General features: G+C 44.1%; 17 protein-coding genes. 11 read left to right on the forward strand and 6 right to left on the reverse strand.

Going from position 1 to position 17,822, the window contains the following annotated elements; all coding sequences use genetic code 11:
• Positions 1–97 precede the first annotated feature (97 nt).
• The 3 genes from HMPREF3034_RS03240 to HMPREF3034_RS03250 are packed head-to-tail and all read left to right on the forward strand — an operon-like array spanning position 98 to position 2,740.
• The gene (locus HMPREF3034_RS03240) at positions 98–337 is read left to right on the forward strand and encodes an acyl carrier protein (protein ID WP_062433101.1); all 240 of its coding nucleotides are present in this window, start codon (positions 98–100) and stop codon (positions 335–337) included.
• 9 nt (positions 338–346) lie between these two features.
• Entirely contained in the window at positions 347–1,720 is a 1,374-nt protein-coding gene (locus tag HMPREF3034_RS03245) for an MBOAT family O-acyltransferase (protein WP_062433105.1), read from the forward strand.
• A 6-nt stretch (positions 1,721–1,726) separates the two neighbouring features.
• Positions 1,727–2,740: a hypothetical protein gene (locus HMPREF3034_RS03250; protein ID WP_062433109.1), complete on the forward strand. Its 1,014-nt coding sequence runs from the start codon at positions 1,727–1,729 to the stop codon at positions 2,738–2,740.
• Positions 2,741–2,845: 105 nt separating this feature from the next.
• On the opposite strand, the gene ahpC is transcribed toward HMPREF3034_RS03250, so the two are convergent.
• Positions 2,846–3,412 carry an alkyl hydroperoxide reductase subunit C gene (gene ahpC, locus HMPREF3034_RS03255; protein WP_036899026.1) on the reverse strand — a complete coding sequence of 189 codons (567 nt, stop codon included), beginning with the start codon at positions 3,410–3,412 and terminating at the stop codon, positions 2,846–2,848.
• Positions 3,413–3,644: 232 nt separating this feature from the next.
• On the opposite strand from ahpC, the gene HMPREF3034_RS03260 reads away from it, so the two are divergent.
• Positions 3,645–4,571, forward strand: coding sequence for a hydrogen peroxide-inducible genes activator (locus HMPREF3034_RS03260; protein WP_062433113.1), 927 nt, complete (start codon positions 3,645–3,647; stop codon positions 4,569–4,571).
• Positions 4,572–4,588: 17 nt separating this feature from the next.
• Here HMPREF3034_RS03260 and HMPREF3034_RS03265 read toward each other — a convergent pair whose 3' ends face one another.
• From HMPREF3034_RS03265 to rsmA, 5 genes are all read right to left on the reverse strand, one after another.
• Complete coding sequence (locus tag HMPREF3034_RS03265; protein ID WP_369793954.1) at positions 4,589–4,969, reverse strand: DoxX family protein; 381 nt, start codon at positions 4,967–4,969, stop codon at positions 4,589–4,591.
• Between the two features lie 94 nt (positions 4,970–5,063).
• Positions 5,064–5,996: a ribosome small subunit-dependent GTPase A gene (gene rsgA / locus HMPREF3034_RS03270; protein ID WP_062433116.1), complete on the reverse strand. Its 933-nt coding sequence runs from the start codon at positions 5,994–5,996 to the stop codon at positions 5,064–5,066.
• Between the two features lie 80 nt (positions 5,997–6,076).
• The gene (gene frr / locus HMPREF3034_RS03275; protein WP_036899033.1) at positions 6,077–6,637 is read right to left on the reverse strand and encodes a ribosome recycling factor; all 561 of its coding nucleotides are present in this window, start codon (positions 6,635–6,637) and stop codon (positions 6,077–6,079) included.
• A 79-nt stretch (positions 6,638–6,716) separates the two neighbouring features.
• Entirely contained in the window at positions 6,717–7,187 is a 471-nt protein-coding gene (locus HMPREF3034_RS03280; protein WP_062433119.1) for a GAF domain-containing protein, read from the reverse strand.
• 50 nt (positions 7,188–7,237) lie between these two features.
• Positions 7,238–8,029 carry a 16S rRNA (adenine(1518)-N(6)/adenine(1519)-N(6))-dimethyltransferase RsmA gene (gene rsmA, locus HMPREF3034_RS03285; protein WP_036899038.1) on the reverse strand — a complete coding sequence of 264 codons (792 nt, stop codon included), beginning with the start codon at positions 8,027–8,029 and terminating at the stop codon, positions 7,238–7,240.
• Positions 8,030–8,257: 228 nt separating this feature from the next.
• Between rsmA and HMPREF3034_RS03290 the strand changes: the two genes are divergently transcribed.
• From HMPREF3034_RS03290 to HMPREF3034_RS03320, 7 genes are all read left to right on the forward strand, one after another.
• The gene (locus HMPREF3034_RS03290; protein ID WP_062433122.1) at positions 8,258–9,127 is read left to right on the forward strand and encodes a DMT family transporter; all 870 of its coding nucleotides are present in this window, start codon (positions 8,258–8,260) and stop codon (positions 9,125–9,127) included.
• A gap of 409 nt (positions 9,128–9,536) precedes the next feature.
• Entirely contained in the window at positions 9,537–10,529 is a 993-nt protein-coding gene (locus HMPREF3034_RS03295) for a lysylphosphatidylglycerol synthase transmembrane domain-containing protein (protein ID WP_062433125.1), read from the forward strand.
• A 28-nt stretch (positions 10,530–10,557) separates the two neighbouring features.
• Positions 10,558–12,018 carry an aminoacyl-histidine dipeptidase gene (locus tag HMPREF3034_RS03300; RefSeq protein WP_062433187.1) on the forward strand — a complete coding sequence of 487 codons (1,461 nt, stop codon included), beginning with the start codon at positions 10,558–10,560 and terminating at the stop codon, positions 12,016–12,018.
• A gap of 845 nt (positions 12,019–12,863) precedes the next feature.
• Entirely contained in the window at positions 12,864–13,790 is a 927-nt protein-coding gene (locus HMPREF3034_RS03305) for a magnesium transporter CorA family protein (RefSeq protein ID WP_062433190.1), read from the forward strand.
• Positions 13,791–13,910: 120 nt separating this feature from the next.
• Positions 13,911–15,677, forward strand: a complete 1,767-nt coding sequence (locus HMPREF3034_RS03310; protein ID WP_062433193.1) for a DUF349 domain-containing protein — start codon at positions 13,911–13,913, stop codon at positions 15,675–15,677.
• 98 nt (positions 15,678–15,775) lie between these two features.
• Entirely contained in the window at positions 15,776–17,074 is a 1,299-nt protein-coding gene (locus HMPREF3034_RS03315) for an alpha-L-fucosidase (RefSeq protein ID WP_062433128.1), read from the forward strand.
• Positions 17,071–17,745 carry a copper homeostasis protein CutC gene (locus HMPREF3034_RS03320; RefSeq protein WP_062433130.1) on the forward strand — a complete coding sequence of 225 codons (675 nt, stop codon included), beginning with the start codon at positions 17,071–17,073 and terminating at the stop codon, positions 17,743–17,745. Before HMPREF3034_RS03315 ends, HMPREF3034_RS03320 begins: the two co-directional genes overlap by 4 nt.
• The last annotated feature ends 77 nt before the right edge of the window (positions 17,746–17,822 follow it).

Genomic DNA, 17,822 nt, shown 5'->3' on the forward strand with positions numbered 1-17,822 from the left:
TCCGTTTACTTCAAGCAGCTAAGCAGCTTTAACTCCCGACAACTCCTATACATATCTTAAGGAAATCAAGCAACATTATATAAAAAGAGACATCAAAATGGAAAGAAACGAGGTATTAGAACAATTACAAGGTATTTTCAGAAGCGTACTGAACGAACCGGAGTTACAACTCAATTTCGACATGTCGACCAATGATATTGACAACTGGGACTCTATTACCAACATGACTATCATCAGCGAAATAGAATCGCGTTACGGCATACATTTTAAGATGCGCGACATCATCAAGTCGAAGAACGTAGGTGATATGTGCGACGTCATCATCCGCAACAGCTAAGATAGGTCTATGGAATTTCTTTCGATACCGTTTTTCTGCTGTATGTTTCTGGCCTTCATCTTGTTTTATGCGAAGGCCGAACGACAGTGGCAGAGGGGCATATTGCTCCTTTCGAGCTGTGTTTTCATAGGTTATTACCACATCGTTTACTTGATTTTTGCCGTTGCTATGAGCCTCGTCACCTTCGTATGGGGACGTTGGTTACATCGCAAAGCAGAGACCAAGCAAGCCCCATACATCTTTATGGGCGGACTGGCAATACTTGCCGGTACGTGGCTCGTGAGTCGTTATTGGCTACCGGTGTTTCCTTTGGGCATCTCGTTCTATACTTTTCAAGCCATTTCTTACCTCATAGAAATCTATTGGGGAGAAGATGATGAAGAAGATTTATTGGACTTTACGCTGTACATGCTGCTCTTCATGAAATTCTTGTCGGGTCCTATCGAGCGGGCACAAGAATTCATGCCACAATTCAAGAAGGCTCATACGTTCTGCTACGACAAAGTGGTAGCAGGGACAAAGTTGCTTGCATGGGGTGCTTTCATGAAACTAGTGGTGGCCGATCGTGTCGCAACACCACTCAGTACGGTCTTCGATAGCGTGCGCGAAGCATCAGGTATGCAGATTCTACAGGCCACACTCATCTACCCTATCCAACTCTATGCCGACTTTGCAGGATATACCAACATGGCCATCGGACTCGCTCTAATGTTGGGATTCACCCTGTCTCCCAACTTCAACCGACCATTTGCATCTACCTCTACGGGCGAGTTATGGCGCCGTTGGCACATGTCTCTCTCTTTTTGGGTGCGCGATTATATCTACATGCCCCTCTCTGCCAGCTGCCGACAATGGGGAAAAACGGGCATTTACTTTGCTCTCTTGGTTACCTTTATCACTATCGGCGTATGGCATGGAGCCGGTTGGACGTTTGCACTCTACGGACTTTTCCAAGGCGTTATCATCATCTATGAGACCGCAGCCCACAATATGCGTGAGCGCGTTAGACAGTGGTTGCCCTCTTGGTTGTGGACAACCATCATGATAGCGCGTACCTATATTCTGTTCGCTCTATCACTCTTGCTATTCCGTATCGCCACGCTGAGCGATACGCTGTATGCTTATCGCCACATGTTCGACGGTATTAACTACTCCATAAAAGAACTTCAACTAGGCATGGCCGACCGCTATTGGATTTATTTTGGAATCGCTACGGTAGTCATGTTGGTTGTAGAATATATCCATCACGAGCGTTGTAACCTCATCGATTGGACCGCTCGTCAACGCCCTTTGGTACGTTGGGCATGCTATTATGTACTGCTGTTGCTCATATTCATATATGGGGCATTCGGTGTAGACAACTTTATCTATATTCAATTTTGATTCATCATGCAGAGAAAATTCTATATTAAGAGCCTGCTGATAGCCCTGCCGTTCTTGCTATTAGTAGGTTATTACGTAGCAGCCGATCCCTTTATGGTACTACGTTCGTACACCGATTACGATCATTCAAGGGTCTACCAAAGCGAAGGAACTATTAGTTGGCTGAAGTACAAACGCTTTCGTGCATTGCGACATTATGACTCTTTCGTCATGGGAACATCGACTACCATGTCGTTCCAGACCACTTACTGGAGTAAATATATACAGGGAAGTCCGTTCAGAATGTTCGGTAACAACGAGGCTATAGGTGATATAGCATTGAAATTAGAAGCACTCGACCGACAAGAAGGACAGAAAATTAAGAATATACTCATCGTACTCGAAGCCAATAGTCTGGCTAAACCGCAGCCACAATCGGGTATCATGCACGCTGTTCCACCCGAAGTTTCGGGGCAAAGCGAGTGTGTTTTTCAGGCTATGTTCTTACAATCGTTCTTCACACCGAAATTTTTATTTCCCTATTTGCAGTATCAATTCACTCACCAATATACGCACAAGATGAAAGGAGTGATTGAGCCTACACTGCCAACTCGTGCCACTTACACCAACGACGCCGTCATAGATGCCGACAATCAGATAAAGGCTACCGGCGAGAAGTATTGGACCGACGGACCGGGAAAGCCATTGAAAGAACATACTTACACCGTCCGCACAGCACCACAATATATATATAGTCAACAAAGAGAGTGTCTGCAACGCATCTATGAAATTTGTCGGCGCCATCAAACTAAGTTTAAAATTATTATATCTCCACGTTTAGACAAAGTATTAACCAATCCTTCTGACGTAAAGATACTGGAAGAAATCTTCGGTAAAGAGCATGTATTCAACTTTGCTTCACGCCCTTATTTGGCATGGAGCGACTATCATAACTTCTATGATGACACTCATTTCAGCATCGCTTTGGGCTGCCGGATATTAGATATTATCTATGACAAGAAGATAACTTCTATCAAATAACCCCATAAAAAATACCCATGCAGTAGCTTCTAGCAGCCACTGACATGGGTAAAACTTGAATAAATATATCTAACAGATTTTATGTTGGTCGATCAAGAATGATTCTTAGATTTTACCTACAAGGTCGATTCCGGGCTTCAAGGTTTTGTCACCCTTCATCCAACGAGCCGGACAAACCTCGCCATCGTGGGTAGCTACAAACTGAGCAGCCTCTATCTTGCGAACCAATTCAGCTGCGTTACGACCGATATTGTTATCCTGTACCTCGGCAACCTTGATGAGTCCTTCCGGATTTACAACGAATGTAGCGCGGTAAGCCACTCCTTCATCCTCCTTATAAACACCGAAACCGCGTGTCAAAACGCCACGAGGGTCGCCCAACATAGGATATTCAATGGCCTTAATACTAGGAGATTCATCGTGCCAAGCCTTATGTACGAAGTGAGTATCGGTACTTACAGAGTAAACTTCCACCCCTATTGACTTGAGGTATTGATACTTTTCCTGCAAATCTTCAAGTTCTGTAGGACATACGAAAGTAAAGTCAGCGGGATAAAAGAAGAATACTGCCCACTTGCCTTTGATATCTTCGTTTGATACACTCTTGAAGCTACCGTTGTGATAGGCCTCTACTTTGAACTCAGGAACCTGTGTATTGATAATTGGTGTCATACTTTTGATTTTTATTTTTGTGTTAATTGTGTTGGTTTTGTTTCTTTGTGATGCAAAGATAATCAATCTATCAAGCGATTCAAACAGATAAAATCTATCGGTCGATAGATAAAAACTATCACCAATGATAACACGGTCATTATCAATCGATTATATTTTTAGTCGCCCGATACCATTTACTTAAAATTTAATACGTAACTTTGTAAACAACCAACACAGACATAAATATAATATGACACTACAACAACTAGAATACGTGATAGCCGTCTATCGGCACAAACACTTTGCCAAAGCAGCCGATGCCTGCAACGTTACGCAACCTACTCTCAGCTCGATGATTCAGAAACTAGAGGAAGAATTAGGACTAAAAATATTCGAACGACGCAAGCAACCCATCGTTCCGACGGTACAGGGGATGCCCGTTATTGAGCAAGCATGGCAGGTTTTAGTACAGGCACGACGCCTCAAAGAAACCGTAGAAGAGGAGCGTAACTCACTATTAGGCACTTTCAACATCGGCATATTGCCCACTATCGCCCCTTACTTGATACCTCGTTTCTTCCCACAACTCATGAATGAGCATCCCGATATGGATGTCCGCATCACAGAGATGAAGACAGAAGAACTGAAGAAAGCTTTATTACATGAAGAAATCGATGCCGGTATCGTGGCGCAACTTGATGGCATGGACGATGTCGATGTGACTCCGTTGTTCTACGAAAAGTTCTTCGCTTATGTGGCTAAAGGCGATAAACTCTTCGAAAACAAACTTATCAAGACCGTCGACTTGACTGGTGAATACCTTTGGTTGCTTGATGAAGGCCACTGTTTCCGCGACCAATTGGTGAAATTCTGCGAACTTAAAGAGGCCAATCGTAGCAAGAAAGCCTACAGCCTAGGCAGCATTGAGACCTTCATGCGAATGGTAGAGAGCGGCAAAGGGGTTACTTTTATCCCCGAACTAGCTCTGCCTCAGCTCACGTCGGAGCAAAAAGAACTTGTCCGTCCGTTCGCTCTTCCGGTACCAACGCGCCACATCGTAATGATAACAGGTAAAGACTTTATCCGCAAAACACTTCGCGATACCTTGGCAGAACACATCAAAAAAGCAGTTCCAACAGAGATGTTGAAACTGCGTATAGGCATGCAGACCGTCTAATCGGTCTGTATTTTTGTTTATCTTCTGCTCAATTTACGACCTATCCAACCATCTATTGAGAGTTGTCCGGGACCGGTCAAAAACAACAATAAGTAGACCATGAGGTAAACGAAAGCCAGTTCGCCCTCTGAAATAGAGAAGTGATGAACCGTTGCAAAGGCTACCAACAGTGTGAAAGCCATCGGGATAACGACCAAACGTGACAAGAAACCGAACACAAAAGCAACAGAACAAACCAATTCACCAAAGATAGCAAGTGCCAAAGAGAACTCACTTCCCACACCAATCGGGTCGGGGAACTGAGCCGACATCGCACTGAATGCCATCAATTTCTGCCATCCATGACTAGCCAACAAGAGGCCGAAGATAACTCGCGCCAATAATAATACCAATGACATTTGTGGTGTTTCCTTTGCAGAAGGAAACAAAAAATGCATCAACTTTTTTATTTTTATCTCTCTTTAATTTTATGGTTGAGAAAGGATATACCTCTTAAAAGGCTTCCCTATATTTATTCTCATCTTTATCTTCCAACATACTGAGATAGCTCTGATACCTGCTTGCCGCAATATAATGGTCTTCCACAGCTTTCAACACCGCACATCCGGGCTCATGGGTATGCGTACAATTAGAGAACCGACAGTCTTTCGAGAAGTGGAATATCTCCTTGAAATAACTTGTCAACTCTTCTTTTTCCACGTCAAACGTACCGAATCCTTTTACCCCCGGTGTGTCTATCACATAGCCACCACTGGGCACTTCGAGCATCTCACTGAATGTTGTAGTGTGCATTCCGGTGTTATGGGCATCGCTGATTTCGGCAGTCCGCTGTTTGGCTCCGGGTATTAACCGATTGATAAGTGTCGATTTTCCCACTCCACTGTTACCGCTCAACAGAGTCACCTTGCTTTGCAACAGGGGTAACAAGGTATCTATTCCCTCTCCGGTCTCGGCAGATACGGCTACACACTGGTAGCCAATGGTATCATAAAGTGTCATCATCATCTCCTGATAATGTCGTTCTTCTTCACTCAAAAGGTCATTTTTGTTGAATACAAGCACCACCGGCACGCGGTAAGCTTCTGCTACAGCGAGGAAACGGTCAATAAATGTGGTGGAAGTAGTGGGATAATTAACAGTCACAATAAGCATAGCCAAATCTAGATTGGCTGCGATTATCTGACTTTGTTTCGATAAATTGGGCGATTTTCGGATAATATAGTTACGCCGATCATCAATAGCCGAGATGAAAGCCGTACCCTCTTGATTGGTAATTAACTCCACATAGTCGCCCACGGCTACAGGGTTTGTGGTTCGGATACCCTTTAGTCGGAAGTTTCCTTTAATCTTACTGTCGATGATTTTCCCATCATCAGTCTTCACGGTGTACCAACTACCCGTGTTTTTTATGACTAGTCCGTGCATGCAAATAATAAGAAGTGAGAAATAATAGATGAAAGATTATAAACTCTAATCCATCACTTATTATCCCTCACCCATTCAAATTACACCGTCATAATCTCTTTGGTCTTCTCGGCCAAAGCATCGTCGATGCGCTTGATATACTTGTCGTGAACCTTTTGCAAGTCAGCTTCGGCGTCCTTCTCGTTATCTTCGGACAACCCGTCTTTGATAGCTTTCTTCAGTTTGTCCTTAAATTCAGAACGCACATTACGTACTTCGACTTTCGTCTTCTCGCCAATTTTGTTGCATTGCTTCACTAATTCCTTACGACGTTCGCCTGTTGGCTGAGGTATTCCCAATCGAATAATCTCGCCATTGTTCTCAGGTGTAATGCCCACTTCGGAATCCATAATAGCCTTTTCGATGTCTCTGATGGCCTTACGATCCCAAGGCTTAATCGCAATAGTACGTGCATCGGGGGTAGAGATGTTAGCCACTTGATTCAAAGGGACACGTTGTCCGTAAGACTCTACGCGTATTCCGTCGAGAATTGCCACGTTGGCTCTACCTGCACGAATGTGTGAGAGTTGGTCTTCGAGATACATTGCTGCCATCTCCATGCGCTCTCCCGCATCTTTTAATGTTGCTTGTACGTCAATCATATTATCGTATTGTAAAATTTCTGTTTCACAAAATTAGGTATTAATTCGGATATTCACAAGTGTTAGGTGCTTATTTTTTTTACATCAAGTCGCCTATCTCGTCCATCACCAAAGCCACAATAGCCTCCAATCCCTCTTGATCTGGCTCATCAAAATCGGCAAGAGCGGTACTGTCAATATCCAAGACACCCCAAAATTGGTGGGCAGAATCGTACATCGGTACTACTATTTCGCTGCGCGACAGACTGCTACAAGCAATATGTCCGGGAAACGCTTCCACGTCGGGAACCACGAGTGTGCGCCCTTCTTTCCATGCCGTGCCACACACGCCTTTACCATACGGGATATTGTAACAGGCCACCGAACCTTGGAACGGTCCCAACTTCAACATGCCATCACCTACTTTTAGATAAAACCCTACCCAAAAGAAACGCTCCGGGAAAGCCTCTCGTAAGGCAGCGGAAACATTGGCTAGCACACCAACTACGTTGGTTTCATTGGCTATCAAACTCTTAATCTGTTGGTAAAGGGTTGTATATTGTGGGGTCATAAATTAATTATATTCGAATAACCGATTATTCGAGACATCGATTAAAACTGTTATAATGCCAACTTACTCAGCTGATTAGTCAGTTCTACAAATTCTGCTATGCTCAATTGTTCTGGACGTTTGGTCATAATATCTTGCTCGAAGAAGGCCTGTTCAGGCTTCTCGGCACCAAACATCTGCTTGATACTTACACGCAACATCTTACGACGCTGGTTGAACACAGTCTTCACCAATCGCTTGAAAAGTTTCTCGTCGCATCCCAAATCGGTCACTTTGTTGCGCGTCATTCTGATAACGGCACTCTTCACTTTAGGAGGCGGATTGAACACATGCTCATCAACGGTGAACAAATATTCCACATTGTACCACGCTTGTATCAACACCGACAAGATGCCATAGGCTTTACTACCCGGTGCCGAAGCCATACGTAGCGCCACTTCTCGCTGTATCATACCCGTACAACAGGGTATTAAATCCTTGTAATCAAGCATCTTGAAGAATATCTGCGAGGATATATCGTAAGGGTAATTGCCCGTCAACACGAACTGACGGCCACCGAATATATCGTTCAAATCCATGCGTAAGAAGTCTTCACCTATGATATTCTCGTGCAACGAGGGGAACTTCTCGTACAAGAAAGCCACCGACTCGCTGTCTATCTCCACAGCTTTTACTTCGCGAGGCTTCTCTACCAGATACTGCGTAAGGACACCCATACCCGGTCCGATTTCCAATACGGGAATATCCGGACACGCATCTACGGTGTCGGCAATGCGCTTCGCGATATTCAAATCGGTCAAGAAATGCTGTCCCAGATTCTTCTTTGGTTTGACTAGTTTCATCTGTCTATGGATTGATGTGTCTGCAAAAATACAAAAACTATGCGATAATCTGCACTGAATCGATATTTATTAGTCCGTTTACTCTTTACCGGTATGCCGACAACAGACATTTGTCTGGTAACTCCTGCTAACTCCTTTTAACTCCCGATTACTCCAAAGTAGAGCATCCATGCGAAACTTTTATCATTTATTTGCCTTACCTTTGCAGCCAAATATAATCTCAGAACGATGAGCAACAACGTAAAAGGATTCTTGGCAGCAACCATGGCTGCCATCTGTTATGGCACTAATCCACTCGGCGCATTACCTTTGTATGCCGATGGCATCAACTCCTATTCGGTCGTGATGTATCGCTATGGGCTAGCCATAGTCATCTTTGCCGTCATCATGTTGGTACGCCGAGAGAACTTCCGTATTAAACTTGGCCATGCCATCCGACTGGCTTTACTGGGCAGCATTTTCGCTTTGTCGTCTATGACGCTCTTCCTGAGCTTCCATTACATGGCTGCCGGCATCGCTTCCACACTGCTTTTCGTCTACCCTATCATGACAGCTATGCTCATGACCTTACTCTTTCACGAGCGCATAACGTGGGGGGCGTCCCTGGCAATCCTATTGGCGTTAAGCGGTGTAGCGCTACTCTACCATGGTGAGGGAGACAGCAAACTCAGCACAGCCGGTTTCCTGCTCGTCATGTTCTCGTCGTTGCTCTATGCCGTGTACATTGTCTCCGTAAACCGGTGGAGCGTGGATATTCCACCATTGAAATACACCTTTTGGGTTGTCTTCTTCGGATTTATCGCCGTCTACCTATTCAGTTTGCTGGCCGGTGCGCCCATTCAGATGCTTCATACAGCCAAAGACTGGGCTTTCGCATTCCAATTGGCCTTGCTGCCCACGGTACTTTCGCTCTTCTTTATGAATATAGCTATTGCCAAAATTGGTTCCACTCCCTCTGCCATCATGGGCGCCTTAGAACCCGTTACAGCCGTTATTATCGGTGTATGCTTGTTCCATGAAACGATAACCCTGCGCCTCTGCCTCGGCATTTTGCTGATTCTAAGCGGTGTCACCGTCATCGTTAAACAGAAAGTATAATCCAACTCATCACTCAAAACTCCTCATTTCTCACTCCCAACTCATTTAGTTGTCTACTCGTTAACTCGTCTATTAGCAAACTGCAATCCCATAGCAGTATTGCTGTTTGGCTTTTGCAGCAATGCTGAAAAGATGTGGCAGTAATGCTGCCTAGCCTTTGCAACAAATTAAGAGTTATCTGTCTAGTACGAAAAGACACATACTAAAAGAGCAAATACAATTCGCTCCTATCATGTATAAGTCTGTTTTAGGCGGTAAATATAAGCCGACTTGGGATGCAACACTCCCTCCCTTACCCCATTATCACCTCTCATCGACGATTTAAGGAAATTAGAATGGTATTTTCTTTGTATTTAGACTGAATTCTCTTAACTTTGTGGCTAATAGCAACTAAGAAAACGCAACCGGCTTGAAAAAGACAATAGGAGATATTTCTAAAGTAGCACTGTCGCTGATATTAGGCGGAGCCATCCTTTATTGGATGTATCGTGGATTCGATTTCCACGCCGTGCAAGACGTGTTGTTCCACCAAATGAACTGGGGATGGATGTTACTCTCCTTCCCTTTCGGTGTCTTGGCTCAGGCTTTCAGAGGTTGGCGTTGGCGCCAAACATTGGAACCGGTAGGTGAGCATCCGCGCATGTCGACACTCGTCAATTCCGTATTTTTATCCTACGCCGTAAGCCTTGTGGTGCCTCGCGTAGGCGAATTTGCCCGTTGCGGTGTGCTCCATCGCTACGACGGCACATCATTTCCAAAAGCCTTGGGTACCGTGGTGACCGAACGAGCCATTGACTCTTTACTCGTATTGTTGATTACAGCACTTACCCTTATCTTCCAACTCCGAACGTTCGACACGTTCTTCTTGAAGACCGGCACGAGTCTCGACCACCTCATACACAGCTTTACAAGTACGGGATGGATGGTTACAGGTATCTGCTTGGTGGCTGTCATAGCATTGGGAGGGGTCATACTGAAGAAGCTTAGTGTATTTAATAAGGTGAAAGAGACAGTAGACGGCATCAAACAAGGTATCATGTCGCTGCGCAAAGTGCGCAATCTGCCACGCTTCATCTTCTTCACGCTGGCCATTTGGGGGAGCTACTTCCTGCACTACTATCTCACGTTCTTTTGCTTTGAGAGCACGGCCGGGCTTGGCATGTCATGCGCATTGGTGACATTTATCGTAGGAAGCATCGCCGTCATCGTACCCACTCCCAACGGTGCAGGGTCTTGGCATTTTGCCGTAAAGACCATGTTGATACTCTATGGTGTGCAAGCTGTCGACGCACTGAACTTCGTTCTCATCGTGCACTCCATACAAACGTTGCTCGTCGTAGCACTGGGTATATATGCATGGTTGGTACTATCGTTCACCAAGAAACATCATGTTGCAAAATAAGCATTATTCATTTAAAAACATAAAGACTATGAGCGAAATCAGAAATCTAGACCCTAAATGTATCTGGGAAAACTTTTATGCACTGACACAAGTACCTCGTCCATCGGGACATTTGGAAAAAATCCAAGCTTTCTTGCTCGACTTTGCTAAGCGTGTAGGCGTAGAGGCATTCCAAGACGAGGCCGGAAATATCATCATGCGTAAGCCCGCTACCCCCGGAATGGAAGACCGTAAAGGCATCATCTTGCAGGCTCATATGGACATGGTACCCCAAAAAGCACCCGAAAGCAATCATAACTTTGAAACCGATCCCATCGAAACACGCATCGTAGACGGATGGGTATATGCCAATAACACCACACTTGGTTCTGACAACGGTATGGGCGTGGCTACCATCATGGCCGTGATGGAGGCGAAAGACTTACAGCACGGACCGGTAGAAGGACTCATCACTGCCGACGAAGAAACCGGTATGTTCGGAGCGAACGACTTGAAACCGGGCGTACTGAAGGGTGATATCCTGCTGAATCTAGACTCTGAATCATGGGGAAAATTCGTTATCGGTAGTGCCGGTGGTATCGATGTGACAGCAGATATGGGCTATCAGGAAGTGGCTACAGACAAGAACGATGCTGCCGTGAAAGTGACTTTGAGTGGTTTGCGTGGCGGTCACTCCGGTTTGGAGATACACGAAGGTCGCGGTAATGCGAACAAACTTATGGTTCGTTTCGTACGTTCGGCCATCAGCGAGTGCGATGCTCACTTGGCTACATGGCAAGGTGGCAACATGCGTAACGCCATCCCATTCAAGGCCGAAGTAGTATTGACATTGCCAAAGGAGAATGTCGAAGCACTGAAAGAACTTGTAGCCGACTGGTGCGAAGAGTTTAATGAAGAATACAAGGGCATTGAGAAAGACATTATGCTTGTTGCCGAAGATGTAGAAACACCCGAAAAGGAAGTGCCTGTAGAGATTAGCGATAACCTTGTGAATGCCATCTACGCGTGCCACAATGGTGTGATGCGTATGATTCCGGCTATCCCAGAAGTGGTAGAGACATCGTCCAACCTCGCTATTATCAATATCGGTGGCGGCAATGCTTCGTTCAAAATTTTGGCTCGCAGTTCTAACGACGAGATGAAGGAGTGCATAGCTGAGACTTTAGAGAGCTGCTTCAATATGGCCGGCATGAAGGTTACAATGAGTGGAAGCTACAGTGGATGGAATCCAAATCCCGATAGCGAGACACTGAACACATTGCTGGACATCTACAAAGAGCAGAATAAGACAGACGGAATCGTACAAGTAGACCACGCTGGATTGGAGTGTTCTATCATTCTCGGCAAATATCCACATTTGGATGTTGTTAGTCTTGGACCTACGATTCGCAGTCCTCACACCGCTACCGAGCGTTGCGAGATTGCCACCGTGGCTCCTTTCTGGAACCTACTGAAAGAAGCTTTGAAGCAAGTAGGAAAGAAAAAATGAGATTATAAATTACAATAAACCTATTAAATAATAAAGACCGGGAAGAAGCAGAAGCCTCTTCCCGGTCTTTATTATAGCAAAATTGCTACAATCTAGCTATAAAAAATAGAGAGACCTGCACAAACACTAGATGTCTATGCAGGCTCTGCTAAACAGTCATAGTGGAAAAACAGGGTAAATAATTTCGCATATATATAAATCTATCCACTTGATGTAGACAAAAGTAAAGACTTAAATACAATTTTAATTTACTAATTCGTGTCTATTTTTTTATAATTCGGTCAAAACAAAGGAATTCCATCAAGGTATAGAATTATATTTTTGCAAAATCATTACAAACTATGCCAAAAATTCAAAAAAAAAAAATAAGTCCGAAAAATAAAGTAATTTAGAGATAGCTGAGAGACTCCACTTCTCCTCGCAACAAAGTATGTCGACGTTTTGTAAGCTCCATTTGCATGGCACACCCACTCAAGTGAGAAACGGTGAAATACATATGCCCGACAAAAAATGAACTCTACCAATATCCACACCACCACTTCTAATAATTATGTTTTTCTAATTCAAAGCATCATCTAAGAACTACAAGATTCGTAACATCCTTTTCGTATATTTCACACAGTTTCGTATTCGTAAAGAAAACGAGACTGCCTAAATCGCTATGGAGAAAAAATCATGGGGTTTCCTTGGAAATGCGGACGTTTTAATGTATCTTTGCAAAGTTAAATCAAACTATTAATTCCTATGGACGATTATCACGCGGAAAACTTTAATTCGTTGGCGTGAGGATTTAGCTAGATGCGAATCCCCACACCGGTTATTATTTAATGTGGAGATTGGCAGACATGAGAACCTACTGGAATATTACAGATAACTTGACCGCCATTAAAGAATGGCAACCCAATTGCTGGATACAAGTAACGTGTCCAACAGATGAAGACCAACAATTGTTGGAAGAAGAATTTAACATACCCGACTATTTTCTATCAGATATCAGCGATACCGACGAGCGTGCCCGCTATGAATACGACGACGGGTGGATGCTCATTATCTTGCGTATACCGTATGTGAAGGAGATTCGTTCGCGTACGCCATACACCACTGTGCCCTTAGGTATCATCCATAAGAAAGACGTTACCATCACTGTTTGCTTCTACGAGACCAACATGATGATTGACTTCGTAAGCTATCAGCAGAAACGTAGTGAAGGCTTTACGGACTATGTCGACATGATTTTCAGGCTATTCCTTTCTTCAGCCGTGTGGTATCTGAAACGTCTAAAGCAAATTAATGCACTCATAGAAAAGGCTAAACATAATCTGGACCAAGGAGTGAACAACGAAAGTTTGATAGGTTTGAGCAGATTACAGGATTCACTTACCTATTTCACCACTTCTATTCGAGGAAACGAAAACCTGCTGTCAAAGTTGAAATTCAAGCTACAAGTGGACGAATTAGACGCCGACCTTATCGAAGACGTCAACATTGAGATGACACAGGCACGCGAGACCACGGCCATCTACTCAGATATTTTAGAGTCAACGATGGATACTTATTCCAGCATCATCAACAACAACATTAACACCACGATGCGTACACTGACTTCCGTATCTATCATCATGATGTTCCCGACACTCATCGCATCACTCTTCGGAATGAACCTTATCAATGGTATGGAGACCAGTCGATGGGGCTTCTGTATAGCACTTTTTATTTCAATCTTCGTATCAGGGCTCTCTTGGTGGATTCTCCGCTTCAAGCGTTTGCTGTGAGATTGTAGTTAAAAAATATCAATTCTACTAGGAATTTACAATTATTTTATTTAAGTTTGCATGAGATATGTCTTATTAGAAGACATTGTATTAACTGTATCTCATCAACTTAATAGCGACATGATGGACTCTCAAGAAAATGCCCTTGAAGTGGGAAAACAAGAAGAAAAAGTTGCAACGAAGGCCTATACCACCAAACAAGAAGTGATAGAACGGCTGAAAGAAATCGTCGGCAACAACGAAAATCCTACCAAGGACGAACTGGATCACCTGAAAACAACGTTCTATAAACTGCACATTGCTGAGCGCGATGCACAGCAAAAAGCATATTTGGAAGAAGGAGGAGACCCGGAGAAATATCAGGTTTTGCCCGATGAAGCCGAAGAAATATTCAAGGCTGAGATGAGTGTCATCAAAGAACGGAGAGCCGAACTCTTCAAACAACAGGAAGAAGAGAAGCAAGCTAACCTAGAGAAAAAGCTCGCAATCATTGAGAAGATAAAGAATATGGCCACATCACCCGATGAAGCCAATAAGTCATATCAAGAATTCAAAGAGATACAACAACAGTGGAAAGAAATCAAAGCTGTACCAGCTGACAAAGCCAATGAGTTGTGGCGAAACTACCAACTCTATGTAGAGCAGTTCTATGATTTACTGAAACTGAACATCGAAGCACGCGAATACGATTTCAAGAAAAACTTGGAATTGAAGACAAAGTTATGTGAAGCTGCCGAGAAATTGGCTGAAGAAACAGACATTGTAAGCGCCTTTCACCAGCTACAAGAGCTACATCAGGAGTATAGAGAGATTGGTCCGGTGGCTAAAGAACTACGCGAAGAGATTTGGACTCGCTTCAAAGCCGCATCAACCGTCATTAATAAGCGCCATCAACAGCACTTCGAAGAGTTGCGTTCTAAGGAAGAAGAGAACCTAAACAAGAAGACTGCACTCTGCGAAAGAACCGAAGAGATATGCAAACAAGAGAATAAGAACGCTGCCGATTGGGAGACACATACCAAGGAAATCATAGCCATTCAAGCCGAATGGAAGACCATTGGATTTGCTCCACAAAAGATGAATGTGAAGATATTCGAGCGTTTCCGTACTGCTTGTGATACATTCTTCAATGCCAAGGCAGAGTATTTCAAGACGATGAAATCACAATTTGCTGAGAATGCAGAGAAGAAAAAAGCACTCGTAGAAAAAGCAAAAGCATTACAAGACAGCACAGAATGGAAGTCTACCAGCGATAAACTGATTGCTCTACAGAAAGAGTGGAAAACCATAGGAATGGTTTCTAGAAAGCTAGGCGACCAACTATGGGAAGAGTTTCTCGGTGCATGTAACAAGTTCTTTGAAGCTCGTAACGCAGCCAATTCGGGTACTCGAAACGAAGAGCATGCCAATCTTGAAAAGAAACATAGCATCATTGAGCAGCTCAAAACCCTGTGCGAAGAGGCCTCCGACAACATCCAAGAGAAGGTACAAAGCCTTGTTGACGAGTATAATAAGGTTGGTCACGTGCCTTTCAAAGACAAAGATAAAGTCTATAAGGAATACCACGACGTGCTGGATAAGCTCTATAAGGAGTTGAATATCACTACTGCCCGCAAACGATTAGACAACTTCCGCAACAACATCAAGAACATAGCGAAGCGCGGAGAAGACGCTTTGGGCAACGAACGTGGCCGACTGATGCATCGCTATGAGGCTCTGAAACAAGAGATTATCACTTATGAGAACAATCTAGGATTCCTCAATAGCACCAGTAAAAAGGGCAATAGTCTCATCGATGAGATGAATCGAAAGGTACAAAAACTGAAAGATGACCTCGAATTGGTGAAGCAAAAAATCAAAGCTATTGATGCTGAAAACAAGGAATAATACTATTCATACAAGCAAAAGCCGAGTCTACAGCAGTACGACTCGGCTTTTTTAGAACCATTATAGAATAACATCTATCAAGTATAAACCTATATCTCATGAAAAAATTATCATTTATTACGTTTTTATTATTGCTAAGCCTGTTGTCTATGCAAGCCGAGCAAAAGTATGTACCTACACCGGAGAACCTCGAAGCAAGAAAGGAATTTGAAGGTTTCCGCTTCGGTATTTTCCTCCATTGGGGGATCTATAGTGAATTCGCACAAGGCGAATGGTACCTCAATAGTCACATCAATAAAGACGAATATGCCAAGGCTGCCTCTTGCTTTTACCCCATTCAGTTCGATGCAAATGCTTGGGTAAAAGCCATCAAGGAGTCTGGTGCCAAGTATATTACATTCACCTCACGCCACCACGACAGCTTCTCTATGTTCCATACAAGCGAGACCAAATACAATATTGTGGATGCAACACCTTTCAAACGAGATGTATTGAAAGAGCTATCTACCGCTTGCCAACAGCAAGGAGTGCGTCTTCACGTCTATTATTCTATCCTCGATTGGATTCGCGAAGACTATCCTATCGGTCGAACCGGACTTTATACCGGTCGCAAACTGGCTCCCAACTACGATACTTACTTTACTTTCATGAAGAATCAAATACGAGAAATCCTTACCAACTATGGCAAAGTAGGTGCCATTTGGCTCGATGGTTATTGGGATCATGATAGCGATAGTATTCCTTTTAATTGGCGTATGGAAGAGTTTTATCGCTACATCCATAACATCCAACCGGCTTGCCTCGTAGGCAACAACCACCATATTACCCCGATTGACGGTGAAGATTTCCAAATGTTTGAGCGCGACCTGCCCGGTGAAAACAAAGCCGGACTATCGGGACAAGACATCAGTAAGTTGCCATTAGAGACCTGCGAGACCATGAATGGCATGTGGGGTTACAAGGTATCTGACCTCAATTACAAGACCACCGACCAACTCATAGAACTCTTAGCACGCTCTGCCGGCAAGGGAGCCAACCTTCTTATGAACATAGGCCCGCAACCTAACGGTGAACTTCCGGCTGTCGCGCTCGACCGTCTACAAGGTTTGGGCAAATGGATGAAGCAATATGGCGAAACCATCTATGGCACCAAGGCTAGTGAAGTAGGCGAAGCTAAATGGGGAACAAGCACAGCTAAAGACAATAAGATTTATCTACACGTGTTCGATAAGACGCTGTCAAAACTCACATTCACGATTGATAAAAAGCCCAGAAAGGTCATCGACTTCGTAACACGTCGCCCATTGGCTTGCCAATACAACAAAAAGACCAAGCAAGCTACAGTTACATTCACAGCCGACACAACCCCTGATTACGTCATAGAACTAACAAAATGAACCAAAATTATACTTTAGAAGTCTGCACAGGCAGTCTTCAAAGCGTCATCAATGCCGTCAAAGGCGGTGCCAAGCGAATAGAACTTTGCTCAGCACTCAGCCTTGATGGTCTCACTCCATCGCTGGGACTAGTACAAACCGTACGCACATTATTCCCGCAACTCACCATCCACGCCCTCATTCGTTCGCGCGAAGGCGACTTCATTTACAGCGAAGAAGAGGTACAAGTGATGGAACATGACATTACAGCATTGCTCCCTTATGTAGATGCAATCGTCAGTGGAGCACTCACACCTGAGGGAGATATAGATGTAGAAACCACTCGCCGACTCATCGTGGCAGCCCAAGGTAAGCCGTTCACCTATCACCGTGCATTCGATGTATGCAGGAATCCGATGCAAGCACTCGACCAATTAATGACATTAGGATGCGCCCGTGTGCTTACTTCCGGCCAACAATCTACAGCCGAAAAGGGCATTCCACAATTGCGCGAATACATCCATCACACCGCCGGCAGAATGATTATCCTTCCCGGCGGAGGCGTTAATCCCGGCAATGTACATCGCATTATCGACGAAACAGGAGCCATCGAGATACATGGTTCTGCTTCCGGAATTTCGCCAAATGGCCGAAAAGAAACGCAGGCAGAGATTGTTAGGCAACTGATTTAATCTTCTTCCCCATCAAAAGGAAAGGAATCTGACTATAAGAATAGAAAAGAGGGATTATGGAAATTGCAATCATGCAA

This window comes from Prevotella sp. DNF00663 (genome assembly GCF_001553265.1).
Lineage (GTDB): Bacteria > Bacteroidota > Bacteroidia > Bacteroidales > Bacteroidaceae > Prevotella.